Origin of the sequence: Variovorax sp. EBFNA2, assembly GCF_033802765.1 — a bacterium.
GTDB lineage: Bacteria > Pseudomonadota > Gammaproteobacteria > Burkholderiales > Burkholderiaceae_C > Variovorax > Variovorax paradoxus_H.
In genome coordinates, this window is sequence record NZ_CP138496.1 from 3,223,045 (window position 1) to 3,248,290 (window position 25,246).

At 67.8% G+C, this 25,246-nt stretch carries 21 protein-coding genes; 12 read left to right on the forward strand and 9 right to left on the reverse strand.

Annotated features, from left to right (window positions below; translation table 11 throughout):
* Positions 1–12 precede the first annotated feature (12 nt).
* From RZE79_RS15110 to RZE79_RS15125, 4 genes are all read right to left on the reverse strand, one after another.
* Positions 13–1,446 (reverse strand): MFS transporter, encoded by a 1,434-nt coding sequence (locus tag RZE79_RS15110; RefSeq protein WP_319361042.1) that lies wholly within the window; start codon positions 1,444–1,446, stop codon positions 13–15.
* 1 nt (position 1,447) lies between these two features.
* Positions 1,448–2,665 carry a multidrug effflux MFS transporter gene (locus RZE79_RS15115; protein WP_319361044.1) on the reverse strand — a complete coding sequence of 406 codons (1,218 nt, stop codon included), beginning with the start codon at positions 2,663–2,665 and terminating at the stop codon, positions 1,448–1,450.
* 98 nt (positions 2,666–2,763) lie between these two features.
* Positions 2,764–3,378, reverse strand: coding sequence for a pyridoxamine 5'-phosphate oxidase family protein (locus RZE79_RS15120; protein WP_319361045.1), 615 nt, complete (start codon positions 3,376–3,378; stop codon positions 2,764–2,766).
* Positions 3,375–4,559 carry an MFS transporter gene (locus RZE79_RS15125; protein ID WP_319361046.1) on the reverse strand — a complete coding sequence of 395 codons (1,185 nt, stop codon included), beginning with the start codon at positions 4,557–4,559 and terminating at the stop codon, positions 3,375–3,377. Before RZE79_RS15125 ends, RZE79_RS15120 begins: the two co-directional genes overlap by 4 nt.
* Positions 4,560–4,637: 78 nt before the next feature.
* On the opposite strand from RZE79_RS15125, the gene RZE79_RS15130 reads away from it, so the two are divergent.
* Together RZE79_RS15130 and RZE79_RS15135 are read left to right on the forward strand one after the other, a co-directional pair.
* Complete coding sequence (locus tag RZE79_RS15130) at positions 4,638–5,519, forward strand: LysR substrate-binding domain-containing protein (RefSeq protein ID WP_319361048.1); 882 nt, start codon at positions 4,638–4,640, stop codon at positions 5,517–5,519.
* 78 nt (positions 5,520–5,597) lie between these two features.
* Positions 5,598–6,818 carry an MFS transporter gene (locus RZE79_RS15135; protein ID WP_319361050.1) on the forward strand — a complete coding sequence of 407 codons (1,221 nt, stop codon included), beginning with the start codon at positions 5,598–5,600 and terminating at the stop codon, positions 6,816–6,818.
* A 10-nt stretch (positions 6,819–6,828) separates the two neighbouring features.
* Here the strand turns inward: RZE79_RS15135 and RZE79_RS15140 are convergent, their stop codons facing one another.
* On the reverse strand, positions 6,829–7,386 hold the full coding sequence (locus RZE79_RS15140) for a methylated-DNA--[protein]-cysteine S-methyltransferase (protein ID WP_319361196.1): 558 nt from the start codon (positions 7,384–7,386) through the stop codon (positions 6,829–6,831).
* Positions 7,387–7,637: 251 nt separating this feature from the next.
* Between RZE79_RS15140 and RZE79_RS15145 the strand changes: the two genes are divergently transcribed.
* Genes RZE79_RS15145 through RZE79_RS15170 form a run of 6 tightly spaced genes read left to right on the forward strand, consistent with a single transcriptional unit; the run spans position 7,638 to position 14,784 of the window.
* Positions 7,638–8,243 (forward strand): GspH/FimT family pseudopilin, encoded by a 606-nt coding sequence (locus tag RZE79_RS15145; RefSeq protein ID WP_319361051.1) that lies wholly within the window; start codon positions 7,638–7,640, stop codon positions 8,241–8,243.
* Entirely contained in the window at positions 8,240–8,836 is a 597-nt protein-coding gene (pilV, locus tag RZE79_RS15150) for a type IV pilus modification protein PilV (RefSeq protein WP_319361052.1), read from the forward strand. Before RZE79_RS15145 ends, pilV begins: the two co-directional genes overlap by 4 nt.
* Positions 8,833–9,837 carry a PilW family protein gene (locus tag RZE79_RS15155; protein WP_319361053.1) on the forward strand — a complete coding sequence of 335 codons (1,005 nt, stop codon included), beginning with the start codon at positions 8,833–8,835 and terminating at the stop codon, positions 9,835–9,837. Before pilV ends, RZE79_RS15155 begins: the two co-directional genes overlap by 4 nt.
* Positions 9,834–10,439, forward strand: coding sequence for a PilX N-terminal domain-containing pilus assembly protein (locus RZE79_RS15160; protein WP_319355255.1), 606 nt, complete (start codon positions 9,834–9,836; stop codon positions 10,437–10,439). Before RZE79_RS15155 ends, RZE79_RS15160 begins: the two co-directional genes overlap by 4 nt.
* A 21-nt stretch (positions 10,440–10,460) precedes the next feature.
* Complete coding sequence (locus tag RZE79_RS15165; RefSeq protein ID WP_319355256.1) at positions 10,461–10,952, forward strand: type IV pilin protein; 492 nt, start codon at positions 10,461–10,463, stop codon at positions 10,950–10,952.
* A 58-nt stretch (positions 10,953–11,010) separates the two neighbouring features.
* Positions 11,011–14,784, forward strand: coding sequence for a PilC/PilY family type IV pilus protein (locus RZE79_RS15170; protein ID WP_319355257.1), 3,774 nt, complete (start codon positions 11,011–11,013; stop codon positions 14,782–14,784).
* Positions 14,785–14,811: 27 nt separating this feature from the next.
* Here RZE79_RS15170 and RZE79_RS15175 read toward each other — a convergent pair whose 3' ends face one another.
* Complete coding sequence (locus tag RZE79_RS15175) at positions 14,812–17,868, reverse strand: FAD-linked oxidase C-terminal domain-containing protein (protein WP_319355258.1); 3,057 nt, start codon at positions 17,866–17,868, stop codon at positions 14,812–14,814.
* A gap of 9 nt (positions 17,869–17,877) precedes the next feature.
* Positions 17,878–18,597, reverse strand: coding sequence for a GntR family transcriptional regulator (locus RZE79_RS15180; protein ID WP_319355259.1), 720 nt, complete (start codon positions 18,595–18,597; stop codon positions 17,878–17,880).
* 121 nt (positions 18,598–18,718) lie between these two features.
* Here RZE79_RS15180 and RZE79_RS15185 point away from each other — a divergent pair, with 121 nt between their 5' ends.
* The 3 genes from RZE79_RS15185 (at position 18,719) to RZE79_RS15195 (ending at position 22,136) form a co-directional block, all read left to right on the forward strand.
* Positions 18,719–19,963: an aminotransferase class V-fold PLP-dependent enzyme gene (locus RZE79_RS15185; RefSeq protein ID WP_319355260.1), complete on the forward strand. Its 1,245-nt coding sequence runs from the start codon at positions 18,719–18,721 to the stop codon at positions 19,961–19,963.
* Between the two features lie 131 nt (positions 19,964–20,094).
* Positions 20,095–21,072: a tripartite tricarboxylate transporter substrate binding protein gene (locus RZE79_RS15190; protein WP_153284281.1), complete on the forward strand. Its 978-nt coding sequence runs from the start codon at positions 20,095–20,097 to the stop codon at positions 21,070–21,072.
* Positions 21,073–21,371: 299 nt separating this feature from the next.
* Entirely contained in the window at positions 21,372–22,136 is a 765-nt protein-coding gene (locus RZE79_RS15195) for a fumarylacetoacetate hydrolase family protein (RefSeq protein ID WP_319355261.1), read from the forward strand.
* Here the strand turns inward: RZE79_RS15195 and RZE79_RS15200 are convergent.
* Positions 22,085–23,047: a LysR substrate-binding domain-containing protein gene (locus RZE79_RS15200; RefSeq protein ID WP_319355262.1), complete on the reverse strand. Its 963-nt coding sequence runs from the start codon at positions 23,045–23,047 to the stop codon at positions 22,085–22,087. The two genes, RZE79_RS15195 and RZE79_RS15200, sit on opposite strands and share 52 nt — an antisense overlap.
* 91 nt (positions 23,048–23,138) lie before the next feature.
* Here RZE79_RS15200 and RZE79_RS15205 point away from each other — a divergent pair, with 91 nt between their 5' ends.
* Complete coding sequence (locus RZE79_RS15205) at positions 23,139–24,335, forward strand: MFS transporter (RefSeq protein ID WP_319355263.1); 1,197 nt, start codon at positions 23,139–23,141, stop codon at positions 24,333–24,335.
* On the opposite strand, the gene RZE79_RS15210 is transcribed toward RZE79_RS15205, so the two are convergent.
* On the reverse strand, positions 24,299–25,159 hold the full coding sequence (locus RZE79_RS15210; RefSeq protein WP_319355264.1) for a dienelactone hydrolase family protein: 861 nt from the start codon (positions 25,157–25,159) through the stop codon (positions 24,299–24,301). The two genes, RZE79_RS15205 and RZE79_RS15210, sit on opposite strands and share 37 nt — an antisense overlap.
* Between the last annotated feature and the right edge of the window lie 87 nt (positions 25,160–25,246).

Consider the following 25,246-nt stretch of genomic DNA (forward strand, 5'->3'; position numbering starts at 1 on the left):
ACCCTACCTTATTCAGGCGTGCGGGCTTGTCGTCTTCAGCCGCAGACTGCTGAAAACCGCAGCCACCGCCGCGCAGCCCGCCGCCAGCACCAGCGCCACCACCGGACCATGTCCGCCGTGTGGGCTCCAGATGCTGAACACCGCCGCCAGCACCACGGCGCCCAGCGTCTGCCCCGTGAGCCGCGCCGTGCCCAGCATGCCGCTGGCCGCACCACTTCGGTGCGCGGGCGGCGAGCTCACGATCGTGTGGTTGTTGGGCGACTGGAACAGGCCAAAGCCCAAGCCGCACAGCGCCATGCGCCAGGCGATGTCGGCATTGCCCGGATGCGCCGGCAGCGCCGCCAGCAGCGCAAGGCCGGCGGCCAGCAGACCCAGGCCGATGCCGCCGAGCAGCCCGTCGGGATAGCGCCCGATCAGCCGCCCGGCGATGGGCGCCATCACCACGATGGCCAGCGGCCATGCGGTGATGAGCAGCCCGGCCTCGATGTGGCTGCGGCCGTACACGTCGAGCAGCAAAAACGGCAGCGCGATGTAGGCCAGCATCTGCGCGCAGAACGCGGCCACCGACGTGCCCATCGACAGCGCGAACACCGGAATGCGCAGCAGGTCGATGGGAAAGAGCGGCACCGCCAGCTTGCGTTGGCGCCGCAGATAGACAAAGCCCACAGTCAGCCCGGCCAACAGCGTGGCCCAGGCCAACCACGGCGTGCCTGCGGCCTGCACCCCGCCCTCGCGCACGCCCAGCTGGTCGACGCCCAGGAACACCAGCGAGAACATCAGCACGTTGAGCGTCACGTCGAGCAGCGAGAAGCGCGCGCCCGCCGCCGGCGCCGAGCGGTTGAACGGCAGCGCCCGCATGCCCAGCGCGAAGGTGACGATGCCCAGCGGCACGTTGATGGCAAAGAGCCACGGCCACGACGCCACCGACAAGATCGCCGCCGCCACCGAAGGCCCGGCCACCGACGAGGTGGCAACCACCAGCGAGTTGATCGCCATGCCCTTGCCCAGCTGTGCCGAGGGGTACGTGAGCCGCACCAGCGCCGCGTTGACGCTCATGATCCCCGCCGCACCCAACCCCTGGAGCGCGCGCGACGCGATCAGCGTGCCGAGCGAGTTCGCAAAGGTCGCGGCCAGCGACGACACCGTAAACACCGCCATGCCCACGAGGTACACGCGCCGGTAACCCACGAGGTCGCCCAGCGATGCCAGCGGCAGCAGCATCACCAGCGTGGCGATCTGGTAGGCGTTGACCACCCAGATCGCCTGCGCCGGCGTGGCCTGCAGCTCGCGCGCGATGCCCGGCAGCGCGAGGTTGACGATGGTGCCGTCGAGCACCGACACCGTGAGCCCGAGGATGATGACCAGCATCGCCCAGCCCCGCGCGGGCGCGGCCAAGCCGTCGAGGGGAAGCGGCTTGGCGTCGCTTGCTGTCGCGGCTGCCGGCATGTCAGGCTCCTTGCGCCCTGCCCTCGGTCGGCTCGGAGCGCACACCGCCGAGCGTGAGCCAGGTCAGCACCAGCGCGATGAGCGCGCCGGCGGCCATTCCCGCCACCATCGGCAGCGGACGACCGTTGGAGAACAGGCCCACCACCGCCATCGCGAGCGCGCCGGTCAGCATCTGCAGCGTGCCCAGCAGCGCCGAGGCCGTGCCGGCAATGGCGCCGTGCATCTCGAGCGCCAGCACGCCGGTGGTCGGGATCACGAGGCCCATGAAGCCCGAGGCGATGAAGTACAGGACGATCAGCACCCAGAGGTTGTCGCCGCCCATCGCGAAGTAGACGAACATCGCGACCATCGCCACGCCGCAGCAGACCACGCCGAACTTGACGAGGTTGACCAACCCGTAGCGCTCGCCCAGCGAGCCCGTGAACTGCGAGGCCGCAATGAAGGCCGCCGCGTTCACGCCGAAGGCCACGCTGTACATCGCGGGCGACAGGCCGTAGTGGTCGATCATCACGAACGACGAGTTCGCCAGGTAGGTGAAGAAGCCCGCCATCGCGAAGCCGCCGATGAACACCAGCCCGAGGTAGTGCCAGTCGCGCAGCAGCAGCCAGTAGGCGGACAGCGCGCTGCCCAGGCTGCTTTCGACGCGCTCCGAGGCCGGGCGTGTTTCGTCGAGCAGCTTGACCATCATGGCCAGGCCCGCCACCGCCGCGATGGTGACGGCCCAGAACACGCCGCGCCAGCCGGTGAACGCGATGACCACGCTGCCCGCGAGCGGCGCAAGAATCGGCGACACGCTGAACACCAGTATCAGCAGCGACATGAGCCGCGCGGCGTCGGTGCCGGTGTGCAGGTCACGCACCACGGCGCGCGGAATCGCCATGCCGGCGGCCGCGCCCAGGCCCTGCACGAAGCGCAACGCAATCAGCGTCTGGATGTCGGTCGCCAACGCGCAGCCCACGCTGGCGAGCGCGAACAGCACCAGCCCGGCATACAGCGGGGGCTTGCGCCCGACCATGTCGGAGATCGGGCCGTAGAGCAGCTGCCCCGCGCCGAGCGACAGGAAGAAGGCGGTGAGGCTCATCTGCACCGCGCCGATGTCCGCATGCAGGCTCTGCCCGATGGCAGGCAAAGCCGGGAGGTACATGTCGATCGCGAAAGGCCCGATGGCGGAGAGCAGGCCCAGCAGCAGGGCCATTTTGAAGAACGGAGAAGAACGCATCGGGTCGATTGTGGCGAAGGCTCGCAATCGGTGCAGGCGTGGGGTCGGCGGCTTTCGCCGCTAGTGCATTCGTTCTACCGGGCGGTACGGCGCCGTGTTCAGTACAGCGTTGATCGCTGCCGCGCGGGCAGTTCGCGGTCGTACGTGACGCCGTCGAAGGCCGCATCGGTCAGCGCGGAAAGGATGGCGCCCGGCGTCGGCACCGTGCGCGGTTCGTCTTCCGGCACCGGCGCCCAGAGCTTCGAACGCTGGATGGCGCGGGCGCACTGGAAGAACACGGTCTCGACGCTGATCTCGATCACGCACTGCGGCATGCGCCCTTCCACCGCGAAGCGCGCCAGCAATTCGGGCGCTGCGGTGATGCGTGCGCGTCCGTTCACGCGCAGCGTTTCGCCCACGCCCGGGATCAGGAACAGCAAGGCCACGCGCGGGTCGGTCACGATGTTGCGCAGGCTGTCGATGCGGTTGTTGCCGCGCCGTTCGGGCAGCAGCAAGGTCCTCTCGTCCTGCACCGCGACGAAGCCCGGGGCGTCGCCGCGTGGCGAGGCATCGAGCCCGCCGGGGCCGAGGGTCGCGAGCACCGCGAACGGTGATGCGGCAATCAGCGCCTGATAGCTCGGGTGCAGGTATGGCACCTCTTTCTTGAGCGAGGCCTCGCCGGGCTGGCCGAACAGGGCTTCGAGTTGCGCAACGGTGTCGATGATGGTGGTCATGGGGCGATGTTCTCCTGAATCGGGTTTGGTGCCGAGGCGCGCCGCACGCACGCGAGTGCCGCAACCGCCAGCAGCAGCGCGGCGGTGCCGTAGATCCACGGCGCCGAAGCAATGGGCAGCAGCACGCCGGCCAGCAACGGCCCGGCACCCGCGCCGATGTCGCGCCAGATTGCGCGGGCCGCGAGCGCCCGCACGCGCTCCGGCCCGGGCGTGCGACGCGCCACGATGGGCGGCAAGAGCGGCAGCTGCAGCGCGCGCAGCACCACGATCAGCGCCGCACAGCTCCACAGCCAGCCCAGGCCGAAGCCCACGAGCGCGAGCGACGTCACCAGCGACAGGGTCACGAGCAGGCGCTCGGCGCCGAAATGCTCCGCCATGCGCCCGCCCACCGGCCCGAGAAAGATTTCCGCGAGGTAGCGCAGCGCCATCAGCACGCCGGCCACGATCACCGCGCCACCGGGCAGCAGGTCCTTGCCGAGGTATGAGAGGCCGACGATGAAGAGGCCGTCGAGCGCCAGCCCTTCCATGAAGGACCAGCCGTCCAGCGCATTCGGCCGCGAGAAGCGCCGCGTCGCGACCGTCGATGTCGCACTGTGATGCGGCTTCGACGGCAGCCGCCGCGTGACGAGCAGCGCGAGCAATGACACCACCGCCAGCACGCCGAAGATCGCGCGCGGCCCGACCGTGTACGCCAGCAGCGCGCCGAGCGGCAACGCCAACACCGGCCCGGTCGCGATGAAGGCGCGCGACCGCCCGCTGCGCCGCGCGGCGCCGATCGGGTCGGCCGTGGCCAGGGCCTGCGTCGACAGATTGAGCGCCGCAAAGCACAGGCCCCAGGTCAACCGCAACGGCAGCAGCGCCCAGAAACCCGAGAGCGTGGCGTAGCCCAGCCCGCAGCACGCGGCAGCGACCACAGCCAGCGTGCAGCTCGCCCGGTCGCCATGGCGCGCATAGAAACGCGCCACCCAGCCGTAGCCCGCGATGCGCACCAGCCGGTTGGCCGCGAGCAGCAGACCGACCTCGGCCAGCGAAACGCCGAACTGCGACGCGTACATGGGCAGCAGCAGGTACAGCACCACATCGGCCGGCAGCGACAGGCCGAGCGCCATGGCGGCGTGGCGGGAATCCAGGTCGGTGGATCGGGCGGGAACCGTGGGGGAAGGCGGTGGTGCGGCGGACATCGAGCCCGTATCGTGCCCGCTCGCGCCACCCGCCGACAACCGACATTCCCGCGCGGCATGCGTGAGAAAATCGCACGCATGCCGCTTCGCGAACCGCCCCTTCATGCCGTGCGTGCCTTCGTGGCGGCGGCCCGCCACCTGAGCTTCACGCGCGCCGCGGTCGAGTTGCATGTGACGCACAGCGCGGTGAGCCGACAGATCAAGAGCCTCGAAGCCTGCCTGGGCGTGGCGCTGTTCGAGCGCCGCATCCGGCAGGTCACGCTGACGCCCGAGGGCCAGCAGTTCTTTGCGGAGACCGAACCCGCGCTCGCGCAGATCCATGCGGCGGCGCGTGCGCTGCAGCTGCAGGGGCCGGCGCGTGCGGTGCGCATCAACGTGCGGCCGTCGTTCGCCGTGCGCTGGCTGATTCCCCGTCTGCCGTCGTTCGTGGAACGGCATCCCGACATCGAGCCGCAGGTCGTCACCAGCACCGTCATGCCCGAGCAGGCGGCCGACAGCTTCGACATCGCCGTGCGCCGCGGCCTCGAGGGCTGGCCGTCGTCGATCAAGGTGCGGCCCTTCCTCGAAGACGAGGTGCTGGTGGTCGGTGCGCCCGCGCTGTTCAAGACGCAGCCGCTGCCCGACCTGCGCGCCCTCGCCTCGCATGTGCTGCTGTCGGCGCGCACGCGCAAGGACGATTGGGACGGCTGGAAGAAGCAGGTCGGCGCACCGCGCGCGCGGCCGGCCGGGCAGCTGCAGTTCGATCACCTGCACTTCGTGCTGCAGGCCGCGGTCGACGGGCTGGGCATTGCGCTGGCGCCGACCTCGCTGGTGGCGCATGACCTGGCGTCGGGGCGACTGCAGTCGCCGTTGCCTGCGTTGCGGATGACGCTGGAGCGTTACTACTACGGCCTCGCGCCTGACGCGGCACCCGAAGCGGTGTGCGTTGCCGGGTGGTTCGAGCAGATGAACTCGGGCTGACGCTTCCGCGTCCGTAAACGGCCAGCGACAGAGGGGTGCGGAACGCACGATGCAGTCTTTGCTTTCGTGTTCCGCCACATGCCCTCGCCCCTTCCCCGCTCCTTCTCCCACCTCGCGTGGGCCAACCTCGCGGCGCAGTCCGCCGAACAACTGAGCCTCGCGGCCGTGCCGCTGGTGGCCGTGCTCGCGCTCGGTGCCGGGCCCGGCGAGATCGGGTTTCTTGCGGCGGTGCAGACGCTGCCCTTCCTGCTGGTCTCGCTGCCGATGGGGCTGCTCGCGGACCGCATGTCGCGCCGACGGTTGATGGTGTGGGCCGAGGGGCTGCGTGCCGTGTCGCTGCTGGCCTTGCTCGGCATGGTGCTGTCGTCGACGCTCGGCATCGGCGGGCTGGCTGTGCTCGGGTTTCTCGGCGCGGTCGGCACCGTGGGCTTCAGCGTCGCGGCGCCCGCGCTGGTGCCAGCCCTTGTGCCGCGCGACGCGCTGGCGCTCGCCAACGGTCGACTGGAACTGGCACGCAGTGCCGCCTTCACGGCCGGGCCTGCGCTCGCGGGCGCGCTCGTCGCATCGGCCGGCGCCTCGTCGGCCTTCGTGCTGGCGGCGGTGCTGTCGGTGGCGGCCGTGGGCCTCTTGCTGCGCCTGAACGAAGCGCCCCGCCCCGCGGCCCCGTCACGCCATCCGCTGCGCGACGTACACGACGGCGCGCGCTTCGTCTGGCAGCACGCGTTCCTGCGGCCCATGCTGATGACCGGTGCGGTCTTCAACATCTCGTGGTTCGTGCTGCAGGCGGGCTATGTGCCTTATGCCGTGCGCGTGCTCGGCCTCGGCGCGCAGGCCGTCGGCTTCACGCTCGCGATGTACGGCGCGGGCATGGTCGTCGGCGCGCTGCTGACTTCGCGCGTGACAGCGCGGCTGCCCTTCGGGCGCGCGATCCAGGTCGGGCCGGCGGTGGCGGTCGCCGCAGCCGCGACGATGGCGGCCACGCTCCTCGTGCCGAGCGCGTCGCTGGCCGCGCTTTCGTTCTTCCTGTTCGGCGCGGGGCCGATGGTCTGGGTTATCGCCTCGACCACGCTGCGCCAGAGCGTGACGGCCTCGGCGATGCTGGGCCGGGTATCGGCGGTGTTCCTGACGGTGAATGCAGGCGCGCGCCCCGTGGGTGCGGCGCTCGGCGGCGTAGCCGGTGCGATGTGGGGCGAGCCCGCCTGCCTGCTGCTGGCGCTCGCGGGTTTTGTGCTGCAGGCCGCGATCATCTTTGGCTCACGCATTGCGGGGTTGCACCGCCTGCCCGTGCCGGCAGCCTGAGCCTTGCCGCTCAGAACAGCGAGCGCGTTCCGCTCGGCGTGGCGCCTTCGATGTCGAGCATGCGCAGCTTGGTCAACGCGCCGCCGCCCGCCGAGAAGCCGCCCGGCTTGTTGCCCGCAGCCAGCACGCGATGGCACGGCACGACGGGCGCGAAGGGGTTGTGGCCCATGGCCTGGCCGACCGCGCGCGAGAGGCCCTTGTCACCCAGTTCTTCGGCCACCTCTCCGTAGGTGCGCGTCTGCCCCGGCGGAATGCGCCGCGCGATCGCATAGACGCGCTGATGGAATTCGGACACGCCGCGCATGTCGAGCGCGATATCGCACAGGTCGTCGGTCGCGCCTTCGAGCAGCGCCTGCACGCCCGCGATGGCGTGCTGCGCATGCTGCGACGGTGGGGCTTCCTCCAAGTCAGGAAAGCGCCGGCGCATGCGCGCACGCGTCGCGGCTTCGCCCCGCTCTTCAGGCAGTTGCACGCCGACGAGCCCTTGCGGACCCCACGCCAGCGCACAGACGCCGATGGCGGTCGGGAACAAGGCAAAGCCGGGTTCGACAAGGGATGCGGCAGTCATCGAAGCATTGTGATTGAAGGTTGAAAAACGAGGCGCGAACAAGCGCTTGAAACCCTCTTCCGCAGAAGAGGAAAAGTACCGGCCAAACACCCCGAAATACCGGACTTTGATTCGGCGCTTCGAGGCCTTTCCGCTCATCGTTTCGAACGGACCGAACGTCGGCAAGCCGTTGTCGGACATGTGCATCGGCCACTAGTCTCGCGCCCAGAAGTTGTCGGCTGACATTCCAGAACGACAGGGAGGAAATGCACATGAGGCGACGCGATTCTTCGCGGCCGACGAGGCTGCGCAACCAGCGGGGACTGACGGCCATCGAGCTGATGGTCACGCTCGCGATCCTGGCGATCCTGCTCGGGCTGGCGGCTCCGTCGATGACGCGCTTCATCGTGCAGTGGCGGCTGTCCAATACGGTGAATGCGCTGACAGGCTCGCTGCGCACCGCACGCACCGAAGCCATCGCGCGTGCGCGCCCCGTCATCGTCTGCCAATTGCGCGCGGGAACCACGGTCGGCTGCGAAACCGGTGCAGGCGCCAGGGATTTCGCGGTTGGCTGGATCGTCTTCGTCAACAACGACCGCGACGCGGCCTCCGCCTATTCGGAATCGGCGGGCGACGAGCTGCTGCTGCGACAGAGCGCACTGCCCGGCATCGCGAAGATCACGCTGGGCAAAGCCGCAGACTTCGTCTTCCTGCCCAACGGCCTGGTGAGCTCGGGAAGCAACAGCGTCGCCGTCGAGGCCCCCGGCTTCGACACGCTCGTCACCACCCCGTGGGCGCGCAGGACTCTGTGCATCAGCAAGCCGGGGCGAATCCGCCATGCAGCGGATGGCGTCGATTGCTCGGGCAACGACGAATGAAGCACCCCACACAACGCGGCGCCACGCTGATCGAGGTACTGGTGGCCATCGTGGTGCTGGCCATCGCCCTGTTCGGCATGGCGGGGCTCACGTCGGCGGCCCTCAAGTACAACCAGTTCTCGCGCATGCGCGCCACCGGACTGAGCCTCGTGAACGACTACGCGGAGCGCGCCCGCGCCAACCTCGCGGGCTTTGCCGGCTACGCCCACACCAAGGCCTACAACGCCAGTGTGCGAGAGGCGGCATCCACCGACCCCACCACGCTGCCCGTCGCCTGCAAGATCGACACCTCCGTTCCCGACAAACCGGTCAACACCTGCGGGGCGGCCATTGCCACCTACGATCTGGCGCAGTGGCTCACCAATGTCGAGAACAGGCTGCCGGGCGGCACGGCCTACGTGACCACGGAACTGGTCGATGCGCCCTCCGGCGTGAACGGCCTGCCGGCCACGCGCGTGCTGAACATCTGGCTGATCTGGAGCGCCATCGCCGAAGACACGGGCTTCGGGCAGCGCCAGACCTGCCCCGTAGCCGGCGCCAACATCTCGGCCCCGGAAGAGGTGAACTGCATGTACTTCCGGATCACGCTATGAGTGCCGCCTTTGCTGTTCCCTCGCGCATGCGCAACCCGGCCCGCGGCTTCACGCTCATCGAGCTGATGATCTCGCTGACGATCGGACTGGTGATCCTGGCAGCCGCCCTGTCCACGTTCTCGACCTCCAGCCGCAGCAGCCAGCTGTCGCAGGCCGAGACGCAGTTGAACGAGGACGGCATCCTTGCGCTCAACCTGATCCAGCAGCAGCTCAAGCAGGCCGGCTATTCGCAGCAGCTCATCCCGGGCAGCGGCGCCACAGTGATGGGCAATTTCGCCGGATCTGCGGTGCGCGGCTGCGACGGCGCATTCACCGACGCCGCAGCCGCCTTCGACAAGCTCTCGTGCACGGGCAAAGGCAGCGACGCCATCGCCATCCGTTACGAAGCCACCACCGACAACACCATGCCCACGGGCACCGATGCCAAGCTGGCGACGAACTGCCTGGGCAACGGCATCAACGCGCTCACGGCGTCGCAGGTGAGCCCGCCTCCCACGCCGGCACCCGGCACGACCCCGCCGGGCAGCTACGCACTCGCCGACAACCGCTATCTGGTGACCGATGCGAGCACAGCCCCCATGCTGTCTTGCCGCGGCATGGAGAAGCGCGATGCCGTCAACGCGATCGGCACCTCCCAGCCGCTGCTGGCCAACGTCGAGAGCATGCGGATCCTGTATGGCGTCGCCAACCGGCCCAGCATCGAACTCGCGGCCACCTACGACCCGCAGCGGCATCAGATCGTCAAGTACCTGGATGCCGCGGGTGTCGATGCCCAGGTCAGCAGCGGCGTCCTTGCCGACCTCGCCGAAGACCGCTGGGGCCGCGTGCTGAGCGTGCGCATGTGCCTGCAGATGCGCAGCGACCGGCCCGTGCGCGACGTGCCTGCCGGCGGCTTTGCCTACAAGCGATGCGACAACACCGACCACACCGGCACCGATGGCTACCTGCGCAGGACCTTCACCACCACGGTGCTGCTGCGCAACCGAATGATCACCCCATGAACACGAAGCCGCCCCCTCCTGTGCGCCGCAACACCGGCACGAACGAACGCGGCGTGGTGCTGGTCGTCACGTTGATCCTGGTCGTGATTCTTTCGCTGGTCGGCACCTTCGCTATTCGCAATGCCACGCAGAGCGAACGCAGCATCAACGGCATCCGTTCGGCCGAAGTCGCCCGCGAGGCGGCTGAGACGGCGCTGCGTTTTTGCGAGCAGGTGGCCATGTTTGACGGCGACGGCAAGGACTACACCGAGTACGGCACCACCGGCATGCGCGCCCGGATCATTGCGACCACCATCGGCTCGGAGTTCGATGTGGGCGCGGCATGGCGCGACAGCAGCAGCTGGGTCGGCAACAGCGCGATCCTCGTTCCGAAGGACTACATCAACAAGAAGTCCACCGGCACCCAGGTCGACGCCGTGCAGCTGGAGATTCAACCGCGCTGCCTCGTCCAGAAGATTGCGACGACCTCGACGCCCCAGCTGACCGGATACCTGATCACCGCGCGGGGCTTCGCCAACAACGCCAGTTTCGACGGCACGACCGGGAAAGCCACGCAGGGCGCCGAAGCATGGCTGCAGTCCGTGCTGACACGCGACAAATGACCTTATGCCCCCCTCCTCGCCATGACACACCCACCTTCCGTTTCCCCTCGCGCCGACCACGGCTTCACGCTGATCGAAGTCATGGTCGTCGTCGCGATCGTCGCCATCCTGGCGGCGATTGCGCTGCCGAACTACCAGGAACACGTGCGCCGCTCCAAGCGCGCCGAGGCCCAGGGCCTCCTGATGGAAGCCGCCCAGTACATGCAGCGCTACTACTCAGCCAACGACCGCTACACCGCCGTCGCAGGAAAGATCGCCGTCGAAGCCGAACAGAAGATCGGCACCGACAGCATGCTGCCCGCCGCGTTGCGCCAGTCGCCCCGATCGGGCGCCGCCGCCAACTACACCTTCTCCGTGGTCGCGCGCGACAACCCGCCCTCCTACACCCTCAAGGCCACAGGCACCGGAAGCATGAGCGGCGATAGGTGCGGCACGCAGACCTTGAACAGCCTGGGGGCCAAGGGCGTCACAAACCAGGCCACGGGCCTTGGGGCCAAAGATTGCTGGCGGTGAACCACGCATGCCCTACCCGCACGAAGCTCCTCCTCCTCCGAACGCCAGGGAAGATCGCATGACCACCACGCGCCACATTCTTGTTCCCGCCTCTGCCACAGCCTCGCGCATGGGACGGGCGTTTGCCGGCCTCGCTGCGGCTCTGGGTGCGGTGCTCCTGCCCCTCGGCGGCGCGCTCGCCGCCACCACACCGAGCCAGACCCCGCTCTACAACGCCGTGCCGGGCGCCAAGCCCAACCTGATGTTTGTGCTGGACAACTCGGGATCGATGGACTTCGAAGCTCAGGACGGGTATGCGGTCGACGACAACTGCCCAAAAAGTGGATGGAATTGCGGGACCAGGTACGGCTGGTATGCCATGCGATCCAGCAGCGTCAACACCCAGTACTACAACCCGGCCATCACCTACGCTGCCAGGGTCAACGCAGACCGCAGCAAGCAAATCAATTCGACCACTTTCGTGGACAACCAATCGTCAAATAATTCCAAGCCTCAGCACGAAACCGGATGGACCGCAGGCGCAAAGAAATTCACCTACGTCCTGTGCAAAAGCGACATCTGCTCCATTGAGGCCAACAGGACTGTCCGCATCATTCAGTCGTCCGACACAGGCACCGTTCCACTGCCCGCGGGGCACAAACGAACGGACTGCGGGAGTACCACCGAGTGCACTGCAGCGCTGGAGCGCCAGAACATCGCGAACTGGTACGAGTGGTACCGCTCTCGCGCGCTTGCGGTCAGTAGCGCGCTGGGCTTGGCGATGCAAAGCTACGACAACAAGTTCAGGGTGGGCTACACGCAATACAACAACGGCGGAAGCAAGGCGTCGAGCATCGTGAGTGGCGTCAATTACTTCAGGGACGAAGCGGGCGCCACCGGGAGGAAATGGAAAACCAATTTCTACGAATGGATCTACGGCATCAACCCGGGAGGAGGAACACCGAGCCACAACGCCCTTGTGCTCGCCGCCAACTACTATGCCGGCAACGTAACGACGTCCATCACCTCGGCCCCACTGAGCAGTCCCTGGAAAAACGATCCCAACGACCTGACGAGCGGCGAACTGAGTTGCAGGCGTGCCTACGCCATCGTGCTGTCCGATGGCGCCTGGAACGCGGGCACTGCCCAAGAGATCGACACGCGCTACGCAGCCACCGCGGGAAGCATCAACTATGACGGCACGCCCTCCGGAAACGCGACGAAGTTTCAGTACGACCCGAAAGGCGCCATCGGCTACGACAGTGCGGATCTGGCCCAAAAACTGCGCGCCAGGAATCTCTATATCCCCTACATCGGTGGCAGCAGCAGCAACGGCTTCGCCGACCTGACGGCCCGCTACTTCTGGCACACGGATTTTTCCGGTGCCCTGGCCAACAACGTTCCCACAATGGAAGGCCAGCACAACCCCACGTTCTGGCAGAACATGACCACGTTCACCATTGGCTGGGGCCTGACGCCGTCCGGAGAGGGCAAGAGCACTGGATTGAATTGGGGCCAGATCGAAAAGTACAACAACGACTGGCTCGCCGGCAACCCGGTGACGCCGCCGCAGTGGGCAACCGGCAATCTGAATACGGGCACCACGGATGCGGACACCGCCCGGCGCGTCGACGACTTCATCCGTGCAGGCTTCACCGGCGGCGGCCGTGCCTACAGCGTGTACTCGGGCGACGACGTGCGCCGCGCGCTCGACAACGCCTTGAGCAGCATGGTCGGTTCCGGCAACGACGCGGGCGTGGCGGTGTCAGGCAACAGCAACGAGTTCCAGACGCTGGAAGGCCAGTACAAGTACACGACCGAGTACCAGACAGCGGACAACAGCGGCGACATCAAGGCCTTCGAGCTGGATGCCAATGGCGGCTACAGGACGATCGAGGCAGGCAAGCCGAAGCCAGCCTGGTCCGCCAATGCCAGGATGCCGACCGTCGACAAGCGAACGATCTTCGCGTTGTCGAACTACGACCCCAACACGCCTGCCACGGCCCTGCGCACTTCGCTCACCCACGGCACGAAGCTGAGCAATCTGCCCACCGACTTGCAGGCCCTGCTGAATGCCGACAAGCAGCAAGCCAGCGATGAGAGCTTTGTCCGCTACATGCTGGGACAGGACCCGCAGAAAGCTATCGACGGCACGGTTTACCGGCTGCGCAAGCAGCCCATCGGCGCCTCCGTCAACTCGCCGCCGGTGTTCGTGGGCGGACGTTTCGACATGGGCTATGGCGCAGCGCTCAGTTCGGTCGATGGCAAGGACAGCTACGTGGCCTACAAGGCGCTCAAGACCACGCAAGCGCCCACCATCTTTGCCGCCACCAACAACGGCAAGGTCCATGTGCTGAACGCCGCCAGGAACGAGGCAGGCGGCACCGAGCTGGCCGCCTTCATGCCCAAGGGCGCCATGGCCGCGCAGATCGATCTGGCCAACCCGAACTTCCGTTTCCGTTACACGCTCGACGGTCCGCTGGTCGAGCAGGATGTGTACGACAAAGCTGGCGATACCCCGGTCGCTGGAAAGAACACATGGCGCCAACTGGTGCTCGGAACAGGGGGGCGCGCGGGCCCCTTCATATACGGCCTGGAGTCGCCTTTGGACACCGCCAACCGAACGCCTACGCAGAACCACTTTCTCTGGGAAGTGAACAACAAGCACAACGACTACCTCGGTCTGGCCCACATCACCAACAACCCTGCCGCGGGCCAACTCGACGACGGCACCTGGGTCATGTTGACGGGCAACGGTCACTACCCGGAAACCAAGAAGGTCGGGCTGTATGTGGTGGAGGCGCTCACCGGAAAAAGGAAGGCCTTTGTTGAACTTCCCTCGGCGTTCGGCAGCGGCGCCACGGGCGGCAACCGCGGCCTGGGCGGCGTGGTCGCAGTGCGAGACACCACCCGCCGCATCGTGGCGGCGTACGCCGGCGACGCCAATGGCAATCTGTGGCGTTTCGATCTGCGAAGCGCCAAGCTGACGACGAGTGTGCCAAGGCGGCTGTTCACCACATCGGGCGGCAAGGCGCAGCCCATCTACGCCGCCCCGGCATGGCAGGTCCACCCTGGCGACGGCAGCACCTGCACCTACAGCGCCACCTCGTCGTGCGGCGCCATCGTGGTGATCGGCACAGGCATCCTGCTGGACGAAGACGATCTGCTGATGCCGGCCACGAAGCAGGCCCTGTACGGCATCTGGGACCAGACACCGATCGGGGGCGACGACAAGACCGGCGCCGTCCCGTTCACGACCTCGAATCTCGTCGCACAAACCATCACCCCCCTGGCCAAGCTGGGTGCCGGCCTCGAAGGCGGGAAGAACTTCTATCAGCTCAGCTCGAGCGCCGTCGACTGGAATACCAAGAAGGGATGGCTGCTGAACCTCGGCACCATCACCCACCCCGGCGCCATGCTCAACGGCGAGCGCGTGGTCGGCGACCTGGCCAACCTGGGCAGCAGCGTGATCGTCTCGTCCTTCCTGCCGGAGGACAAGGCGCAGGGCATCGAGTCCTGCACGGCCACGGGCAGCCTGCCCAACATCATCTACGTGCTGGACGCGCTCACCGGCAAGAACAAGAACTCCTTCGATGTCGATGGCAACGGCAGCTTCGACGCGTACTCGGTGGTCTCGATCTCCGGCGGCGGCTTCACGCGCGGCAACGTGAACTCGCGCAACATGGTCGGCCAGCCCAACGAGGGCCATCCGGACGGCAAGCCCAGGACCAGTTGCACCAACGAAACCGGCTTCCTGACCGGCGTGGGCGGCACGCAGAAAGCCGGCGATGGCTGCTCGGATTCGCGAACCTGGCGCCGCAGCTGGCGCCAGGTGGTCTCTCCACCCTTTTGAGTTCCGAAGAAGAAAGCCTCAGCGGCCTCAGAGCACCATGTGCCGCGCCAACAGCACCGCCACATGCACCGCCTCGCGCTGCGCCCCATCTTCGATCTGGTGCCGGCAGCTCGTGCCGTCCGCCACCACGATCGCATCGGGCCTGGCGCGAATGGCGGGCAGCAGGCTCGCCTCGGCCATCTGCATCGACACCTCGAAGTGGCTCGCCTCGTAGCCGAAGCTGCCGGCCATGCCGCAGCATGAGCTCTCGATCAGCTCGGGCTCGGCGCCCGGAATCAGCTTCAGCACTTCCATGATCGGAGTCACCGCGCCGAAGGCCTTCTGGTGGCAGTGGCCGTGCAGCAGGATGGGCGCGGTGGCCGGCTTCAGCGCGAGTTCGAAGCGGCCGGCCTTGCGTTCGCGGGCGATGAACTCCTCGAACAGCAGCGCCTGCTTCGCGACGACTTGCGCCTTGTCGCCGAAGCCCATCACCAGCGTTTCGTCGCGCAGCGTGAGCAGGCACGAGGGCTCGAGCCCGACGATGGGAACGCCTGCCTGTGCCAGCGGCAGCAGCGCGTCGATCAGCGCTCCGGCGCGCACCTTGGCCTCGTCCACCATGCCGCTGGCCAGGAAGGTCCGGCCGCAGCAGTGGTGCCCGCCGCCCTTCTCCACCGTGTGCAGCGCATAGCCTGCGGCGTGCAGCACGCGTGCGGCTGCAAAGACGTTCTCGCTTTCGAAAGTGCCGTTGAAGGTGTCGACGAACAGCACGGCGACCTTCTCGCCGCGCGCTGCAGCAGCCAGCACCGAGGCCTGATCGGAAAACAAGCCGGCGGCCACCGTGTCCTTGCCGCGCCAGAAGGTGTCGGTGCGCCATTCGGGCAGCGAGCGCTTGGCTGAAAAGCCCAGCATCTTCTCGCCCAGCCACGCCGCACCCGGCACGCGGTTGCGCAGGTTCAGCAGCCACGGCATGCGGCTGGCGCGGTGCGCGTAGTCGGGCATGTAGGCGACCAGCTTGTCTTTCAGCGTGTGGCCGTGGCGCTTCTTGTAGTGGTCGAGAAACTCGACCTTCATCTTCGCCATGTCGACACCCGTCGGGCAGTCGCGCTTGCAACCCTTGCAGCCGACGCACAGGTCCATGGTCTCGTGCATGGCTTCGCTGGTGAAGGCATCGGCGCCGAGCTGGCCCGACAGCGCCAGGCGCAGCGTGTTGGCGCGGCCGCGCGTCAGGTGCTGCTCGTCGCGCGTCACGCGGTAGCTCGGGCACATGGTGCCGGCGTCGAACTTGCGGCAGTGGCCGTTGTTGTTGCACATCTCGACAGCCTTCGCGAGGCCGCCGGTGCTGTCGCCGCCGGTGCCGGGCGCGGTGGTCAGCTCGGTCACGGGGTCGGCGTTGACGTTCCAGCCCGACCAGTCGAGCACCGGCTTCAGTTCGATGCGGCGGTAGGGCTTGGGCGCCGTGGGTGGCGCAAAGCGGAACAGCGCGCCGTCATCCATGCGCGGCGGGTCGATGATCTTGCCGGGGTTGAACAGCCCGATGGGGTCGAGCTGCTGCTTGATCGCGCGAAAGGCCTCGTTGATCGCCGGCCCGAACTGCCATTCGATCCATTCGCCGCGGCACAGCCCGTCGCCGTGCTCGCCGCTGAACGCGCCCTTGTACTTGCGCACCAGCGCGCTGGCCTCTTCGGCAATGGCGCGCATCTTGGCGCCGCCGTCGGCGCGCATGTCGAGAATCGGCCGCACATGCAGCGTGCCGACCGAGGCGTGCGCGTACCAGGTGCCGCGGCTGCCGTACTTCGCGAACACCTCGGTCAGCCCGTCGGTGTATTCGGCCAGGTGCTCGAGCGGCACGGCGCAGTCTTCGATGAAGCTCACGGGTTTGCCGTCGCCCTTGAGGCTCATCATGATGTTGAGGCCGGCCTTGCGCACCTCCCACAGGTTCTTCTGCCGCGCGTCGTCGGCCATCTCGACCACGCTGCCGGGCAGGCCGAGGTCGCCCATCAGTTCGACCAGCTGCTTCAGTTGCGGCAGCAGCGCGGCCTTGTCGGCGCCCGAGAACTCGACGAGCAGGATGGCGGCGGGCTTGCCGATCAGCGCCGTCTCCACCGTCGGCTTGAACGCCGGATTGGCCAGGCTCAGTTCGATCATCGTGCGGTCGACCAGCTCCACCGCCGTCGGCCCGAGCTTCACGATGTGCTGCGCCGCATCCATGGCCGCATGGAAGGTCGGGAAGTTCACGATGCCCAGCACCTTGGCGCGCGGCAGCGGCGCGAGCTTGAGCTTCAGGCTGCGCGTGTAGGCCAGCGTGCCTTCGGCGCCGATCAGCAGGTGCGCAAGGTTCACGCTGCTGTCGGCGGTGTAGGGCCGCTCGCTCTGGTTGTCGAAGATGTCGAGGTTGTAGCCCGCCACGCGGCGCATCACCTTGGGCCAGTGTTGCGCCATGGCGTCGCGATGCTCCTGCGCCAGCCCGTGCACGAACTGCGCAATGCCGGCCGCGCGCGCGCCGAGCGTGCCGACCGGACCGAACTCGACCAGCTCGCCACTCGACAGCCACGCGCTCGCGCCCAGCACGTTGTGCACCATGTTGCCGTAGGCGATGGACCGCGAGCCGCAGGAGTTGTTGCCCGCCATGCCGCCCAGCGTGGCCTGCGCGCTGGTCGACACGTCGACCGGGTACCAGAGCCCGTGCGGCTTGAGCTGCGCGTTCAGGTGATCGAGCACCAGGCCCGGCTCGACCGTTGCGGTGCCCTCTTCCACGTTCACATCGAGCACCTTGCGGAAGTGCTTGCTGTTGTCGATCACCAGCGCCGCGCCCGTGGTCTGGCCGCACTGGCTGGTGCCGCCGCCGCGCGCGAGCACCGGCACCTTCAGGTCGCGTGCGATGTCGATGGCGGTGGCGATGTCGCGTTCGTTCGTCGGCACGAAGGCGCCGACCGGCATGATCTGGTAGATCGACGCGTCGGTGGCGTAGCGCCCGCGCGAGCCGTCGTCGAACAGCACCTCGCCCTGCGTGTCGGTGCGCAGCCGGCGTGCCAGCAGTTCGCAGGTGTCATTGGGCGGAAGAACGGTTCCGGCTGGCTGCATGTGGCTGGCGGGATCGATGCGCATGGTGGGTGCTTAGCTCGCGTTGTTGCTCGTGGTCTTGCTCTTGCTCTTGGCAGCGGGATAGATCTGGCCGGCGCGCAGCAGCTCCAGCACGGTGTCGCGCTTGCGCAGCACGTGCGCCGTGAGCACCTTGCGCATGGCCTGCGCGTCGCGCGCGGCCAGCGCCTGCACCATCTGCTCGTGCTCCTCGACCGCGTGCTGCCACTTGGTCTCGTCCTGGTTGGTGCGAAAGCGCAGCGACTGCACGCGGGCGTTGATCGAGCGGTACGTATTCGACAGCACCGGATTCGCCGCCGCGTCGTTGATGGCCGTGTGGATGCGCGCATTCAGGCGGTAGTAGCCCGACAGGTCGCGGCGCGCGAAGCAGGCCATCATTTCGTAGTGCAGCGCGCGCACCTCGGCCAGTTCTTCGTCGGTGATGCGCTTGGCCGCCAGCTCGCCCGACATGCCCTCGAGCATCGCCAGCACCTCGAAGGTGTTGAGCACGTCGGCCTCGGTGAGCTTCACCGCCACCGCGCCGCGGTTGGGCAGCAGGTCGACCAGCCCTTCGGCCGCCAGCAATTTGATGGCCTCGCGCAGCGGCGTGCGCGACACGTTCAGCTGCAGGCACAGTTCGCGTTCGTTGAGCTTGGCGCCCGGCGCAATGCGCCCTTCGACCAGCATGGTGCGCAGGCGCGACGCGACCTGGTCATGCAAGGCCAGCCTGGAGATTTCGATGATTTCAGCGGTCATGTGATGTTCCCTTGCTTGCATTTTGAATGCAAAAAATAGCCGCCACAACACAGGTTGATAGGTGTAAACCAGCGTACTTAAATGCATTTTGAATGCAAAACTAGCTGCAAAAGGAGAGCCCATGCTGCAACTCGACATCCATCCCACCGGCCGTCACTTCCTCCAGATTCCCGGCCCCAGCCCGGTGCCCGACCGCATCCTGCGGGCCATGAGCCTGCCCACCATCGACCACCGCGGGCCCGAGTTCGGCACGCTCGGCTTGAAGGTGCTCGGCGGCATCAAGGAGATCTTCAAGACGAAGCACCCGGTCGCGATCTATCCCGCCTCGGGCACCGGTGCATGGGAAGCCGCACTCGCCAACACGCTCAGCCCCGGCGACCACGTGCTCATGTACGAGACCGGCCACTTCGCGTCGCTCTGGCAGAAGATGGCCACGCGCCTGGGCCTGTCGACCGAGTTCCTGGCCTACACCGGCACCGACGCCCACCTGCCCAACGCGCCCAGCTGGCGCCGCGGCGTGCAGGCCGAGCTCATCGAGGCGCGCCTGCGCAAGGACACCGAGAAGAAGATCAAGGCCGTGTGCGTGGTGCACAACGAAACCTCCACCGGCGTCACCTCCGACATCGCTTCGGTGCGCAAGGCCATCGATGCGGCGGGCCACCCCGCGCTGCTGTTGGTCGACAGCATCTCGGGGCTGGCCAGTGCGGACTACCGCCATGACGAATGGGGTGTCGACGTCTGCGTGAGCGGCTCGCAAAAGGGCCTCATGCTGCCGCCCGGCATCAGCTTCAACGCGCTCTCGCCGCGCGCGCTCGAAGTCTCGAAGACCGCCAAGCTGCCCAAGGCCTTCTGGGCCTGGGACGAGATCGTCGAGATGAACAAGGACGGCTACTGGCCCTACACGCCGAACACCAACCTGCTCTACGGCCTGTCTGAATCGCTCGACATGATCCTCGGCGAAGGCCTGGACCACGTGTTCGCGCGCCACCAGCGCTGGGCTGCCGGCGTGCGCGCCGCGGTCAACGCCTGGGGCCTGCCGATCCAGTGCGCCGACCCGGCCGTGTACTCGCCCGTGCTCACCGGCGTGATCACGCCCGAAGGCGTCGATGCCGACGCCGTGCGCCGCCTGATCCACCAGCGCTTCGACCTCTCGCTGGGCACGGGCCTGGGCAAGCTCAAGGGCCGCATGTTCCGCATGGGCCACCTGGGCGACAGCAACGACCTGACGCTCGTGGCGATGGTCGCGGGTGTCGAGATGGGCATGAAGCTCAGCGGCATCAAGTTGGCGGGCAGCGGCGTGCAGGCGGCGATGGACTATTTCGCGAGCCACCAGGCCGCTCCGGTCGGCCTGCAAAAAGCAGCCTGAACCGGGCGCCCGCCAACCCACACCGGCCGCAGCGCATCGCTCGAACGATGCGGCGGCCCCCCAACCCTGCCGGGCCTGCGCAAGCGGCTCCCGGCACGCATCGGATTCCCCAACCGACGGAGACAACGAAGATGCAAAGACGTTCCCTGATCCAGGCCGCCGCCGGTGCGGCCGCCACGCTGGGCGTGCCCCGGCTGTTCGCGCAGGAGTGGCCCACCGGCCCGGTGCGCATCGTGGTGGGCTTTCCACCGGGCGGCGGCACCGACGCGCTGGCACGCGTGGTCGCGCAGAAGCTCACGATCATGTGGGGCCAGCAGGTCATCGTCGAGAACAAGGGCGGCGTCGCCGGCGTGCTCGCGGCCGACTACGTGGCGCAGCAGCCCAGCGACGGCAGCACCCTGCTCATGGCCCACATCAACAGCCACGCGCTCGCGCCCAGCCTGCAGCCCAAGCTGCGCTACAACGTCGAGCGCGACTTCGTGCCGATCGTGCTCGTGGGCGTCACGCCCAACCTGCTCATCGCCAACCCCACGCAGAAGGCCCTCAGCGTGAAAGACATCGTCGCCGCCTGCAAGGCCGCCCCCGGCACCGTGAGCTTCGGCTCGGCCGGCCCGGGCTCGGCACAGCACCTGGCGCTGGAGATGTTCAAGCTGCAGGGCGGCGTCGATGCGCTGCACGTGCCGTACAAAGGCAGCGGCCCGCTGCTTGCCGACCTGATGGGCGGACAGATCCAGTTCAGCTTCGAGACCATGACCGCCGCCACCCCGCACGTGAAGAACGGCCGCGTGCTCGCCGTGGCGCAGACGCGCACCAAGCGCGCCAAGGGCCATCCGAACGTGCCGACGATGCAGGAGCAGGGCTTTGCCGGCTTCGAAGCGACCACCTGGTACGGCCTCGCCGGCCCCGGCAAGCTGCCACCGGCCATCGCGCAGAAGGTGAACCGCGACGTCAACACCGTGCTCGCGATGCCCGACGTGCAGGAGCGGCTTGACACCTACGGCGCGGAAGACGGCGGCGGTTCGCAGGACAAGTTCAAGCAGTTCATCAACACCGAGATCGCCAAGTGGGCGAAGGTCGTGAAAGACGGCAAGGTGCAGGTCGAGACCTGAGTTCTTGCGCTGTTGTTCAGGGCGACGCTCCCGCCGACGCGGTACCTTGCTCCGCGAATGTCCCCCGCCTTCGGCTCCTCCTTGATTTCGCTGCGCAAGGCACCGCATCGACGTGAGCGTGTTCAGAGCACCGGTTGATCGGCGAGCACAACGACAGCGCCCGGCGTGCTCAGGACACTGGGTGCTTCCCGCAGCGAAATCAAGGAGGAGCGAAGCGGGGGACATTCGCGGAGGGAAGTACCCGGTGGCCTGGGCACGCGCCCTGAACGAACCACAAGAGAAACTGAGAAGATCAAAGAATGACGCCCGACCAAAAAGCCCTCACCGAAGCCCTCATCGCCGCACGCCAGGCCAACCGCACGCTCGACGCCACGCCCTGGACCGACGCACTGCCAGACGCAACGCAGGCTTACGAAGTGCAAGACGCCGTAGCCGCAGCCCTCGGCTGGTTCGACGGTGTTCCGAAGACCTGGAAGTCCGGCGGCGGCTCCCGCAGCGCCACGCTCACACATGCTCCGCTGCCCCCGCACGGTGTGCGCCAGAGCCCTGCCAACTTCAGCGACCTCACATTCCACACCCCTGGCATCGAAGCAGAGATTGCACTAAGGCTCGGCCAGGACGTCACACCCGCCCAAGCCGCAGCACTCGACCACGACAACTCGGCCGCGCTCATCGACGCCATGGCCGTCTCCGTCGAAATCGTCGATGCCCGCTGGCAAGACCTCGCCGCCACACCCGCCTTGCTGCGCCTGGCCGACTCGCAGGTACACGGCGCGCTCGTGCTCGGCGACTGGCAACCGTACGCCGCCGTCGACTGGGCCTCGCAGCGCTGCGAAACGAAGATCGGCGACGCCGAAACGGTCGTGCGCGAAGGCACGCATCCGCTGGCCGACCCGGCGTGGCTGCTGCCGATCTGGCTGCGCCACCTCACGCGCCACGGCCAGACCGTCCCCGCCGGCACCGTCGTCACCACCGGCTCGTGGGTCGGCGTGTTGCCCTGCCGCCGCGGCGATCAGGTGACGGCAGAGTTCCCCGGCATCGGCGCCGTACGCTTGAGCGTGTAACGCCCACCGCTCACGCCCGAGCACGCCACCAGAAAATCGAGCACCGCCCGCACCCGCGCGGGCAGCGTGCCAGCCTTGCCGATGTACACCGCGTGGATCGGCTCGATCTCGCCCGGGTTGAACTCTTCGAGCAACGGCACCAGCCGGCCGGCATCGATGTCGTGCTGGATGTGATACAGCGACAACCGCGCCACGCCCGCCCCTGCAATCGCCAGCTGCCGCAGCGTCTCGCCGTCGCCCGCGCGCACCGGCCCCGCCACCGGCAGCATCACCATGCGGCCGTCGACACGCAACGGCCAGTCGGGCGTGTTGCGGCGGTAGCTCCAGCCCAGCCGGTTGTGCGCCTCCAGTTCCTGCGGCGTGCGCGGCGTGCCGTACTTCGCCAGGTAGTCCGGCGCCGCCACGATGGACTGGCTGGTTTCGCCGAGGCGCCGCGCCACCAGGTCGGACGACGGCAGCTGGCCCCAGCGGATCGCGATGTCGGCGCGCTCGTCCATCAGATCGACGATGCGGTCGGTCAGCGCAATGTCGAGCGTGATCTGCGGATGCATCTCGAGCAGACGCGGCACCAGCGGCACCAGCTTGTGATGGCCGAAGGACACGCTCGCGTTGATGCTGACGCGCCCGCGCGGCGCCGCCCCGGCCGCGGCACAACGCTCGGCCTCGTCCATGTCGGCCAGCACGCGCGTGCTGCGCTCATAAAAATGCAACCCCTCGGGCGTGAGCTGCAGCTTGCGCGTGGAACGGTGCACCAGTTGGATGCCCAGGCGCAGCTCGAGCCGCGCCACCAGCTTGCTGACGGCGGAGGGCGTCATGTCCAGCAGCCGCGCCGCCGCCGAAAAACCGCCCGCCTCCACCACCTGCACGAAAGCCTCCATTTCACCGGAGCGGTTGACGTCGATGCGCGGCATGGCTCTCCTTCGGTTGTGACTTGAATTCACAAGTGCATGTACTCGCGGCATTCTAGTCATCGAGTCCGATTGTCCGCACAGTACAGGCATCATGCCCATCGCTCTTCTTGCCCTCACCGCTGGTGCCTTCGGAATAGGCACCACCGAATTCCTCATCATGGGCCTGCTCATGCAGGTATCGACGGACCTTCAGGTCTCCATTACGGCTGCTGGCCTGCTGATCTCGGGCTACGCGCTCGGGGTCGCGGTCGGCGCGCCCGTGCTCACCATCGCCACCCGCAAGCTGCCGCGCAAGACCGTGCTGCTCGCGCTGATGGCGATCTTCACGCTCGGCAACCTCGCCTGTGCGCTCGCGCCCAACTACGAAATGCTGATGGCCGCGCGCGTCATCACCTCACTGGCGCACGGCACCTTCTTCGGCGTCGGCTCGGTGGTCGCTACCGGCCTCGTGGCGCCCGAGCGCCGCGCTTCGGCCATCGCGATCATGTTCACCGGCCTCACCGCCGCCACGCTGCTCGGCGTGCCCGCCGGCGCCTGGCTCGGCCTGCAGTTCGGCTGGCGCTCGGCCTTCTGGGCGGTCACGGTGATCGGCGTGCTGGCCCTCATCGTGCTCGCCGTGTTCGTGCCACGCGTGAAGGGCGAAGCCAAGCCCGCGCCGCTGCGTGAGGAGCTCGCCGTGCTGGCGCGCCCGCAGGTGCTGCTCGGCCTGGCGATGACGGTGCTCGGCTTTGCCGGCGTGTTCGTGGTGTTCACCTACATCCAGCCGCTGCTCACGCAGCTCACCGGCCTGTCGGAGTCGGCCGTGTCGCCGATCCTGCTGGTGTTCGGCGGCGGCCTGGCCGTCGGCAACATCCTCGGCGGCAAGCTGGCCGACCGCGCACCGATGGCCGCGGTGCTCGGCACGCTGGTGGCGCTGGCCGTGGTGCTCGGCGCAATGCAGTTCACCATCGGCACGCCGTTCACCGCCGTGGTGTTCGTCGGCCTGCTCGGCGTGGCCTCGTTCGCGACCGTGGCGCCGATGCAGCTGCGCGTGTTGGAGAAGGCTTCGGGTGCGGGCCAGAACCTCGCGTCGAGCCTCAACATCGCGGCCTTCAACCTCGGCAATGCACTCGGCGCCTGGGTCGGCGGCGTGACGATCGACCACGGCCCGGGCCTGCACGCCCTGGGCTGGGTGGCTGCACTGCTCACGCTCGTGGGCCTGGCGATTGCGCTCTGGAGCCGTTCGCTCGACCGCCGTGCGCAAAAGGCCGGTCAGCTGCCGGCCGACGGCGCCTCCGCACGGGCCTGACCCGGCACACCCAGCAACCGGCGCGCGAAGAACGAAAGGATCTCGTCGCGCGCCGCGATCGTCGGCTGGCCGGCTTCGTCGATCAGGTGCGCCGTCACCACGCTGTGCGGGCTTTCCACCACCTGCGAAAAGAACGACGGCAGGTCGCGCGTGTTGGCTGCGCTGTCGGGCAGCACGCGGGCCACGAAACGGTCGCCCAGCGCGTCTGCATACGCCGCGAAACGCTGGGCCCGGCAGAAGCGGTCGCCCTCGAAGCGATAGGCCATCACGGTCAGGTCTTCGCGCTCCAGGCGCTGCCGCACCTGGGCGATCTCTTCCGGAGAAATCTCGATGCCGCCGGGGTTGTCCAGCGGCAGCGACGGCTGCGACAGCACGGGCGCCAGCACCGCGGGCTCCAGCATCATCGTGAGCGCGAAGTTGCCGGTGAAGCACATGCCGATCGCACCCACGCCCGGCCCGCCGCACTCCGCATGCGCCAGGCGCGCCAACGCGCGCAGCCACTGCGTCACCGGGCTCGAGGCGTTGCCCGCGAAGGCGCGGAACTCGGCGCTCACGCAGGCGCGCTGGAACACGGCCTTGCCCTCCTCCGCGTCCGGCACGGCGCCGTCGCGACCGAACATCGACGGCATGTAGACCGTGAAGCCGGCCTCGCGCACCCAGCGGGCGAAGCGCGCCGCGTGCGGGCTGATGCCGGGCATCTCGGTCATCACGATCACCGCCGGGCCGGCGCCGGCCACGTAGACCGCCTTGGTGGCGCTGGCGAGCGTGATCTCGCGGCGCGTGAAGTCGTCGAGCGGATCGGTCCTGTCCATGGGCTGCGTCATGGTCGAAATCCAGAAGGTTGAGATGGCTGCCATTGCACCCGGTGCGGCGCTAGACTGCCAGTGTCCGTTTAGACATTGATCAGGCTA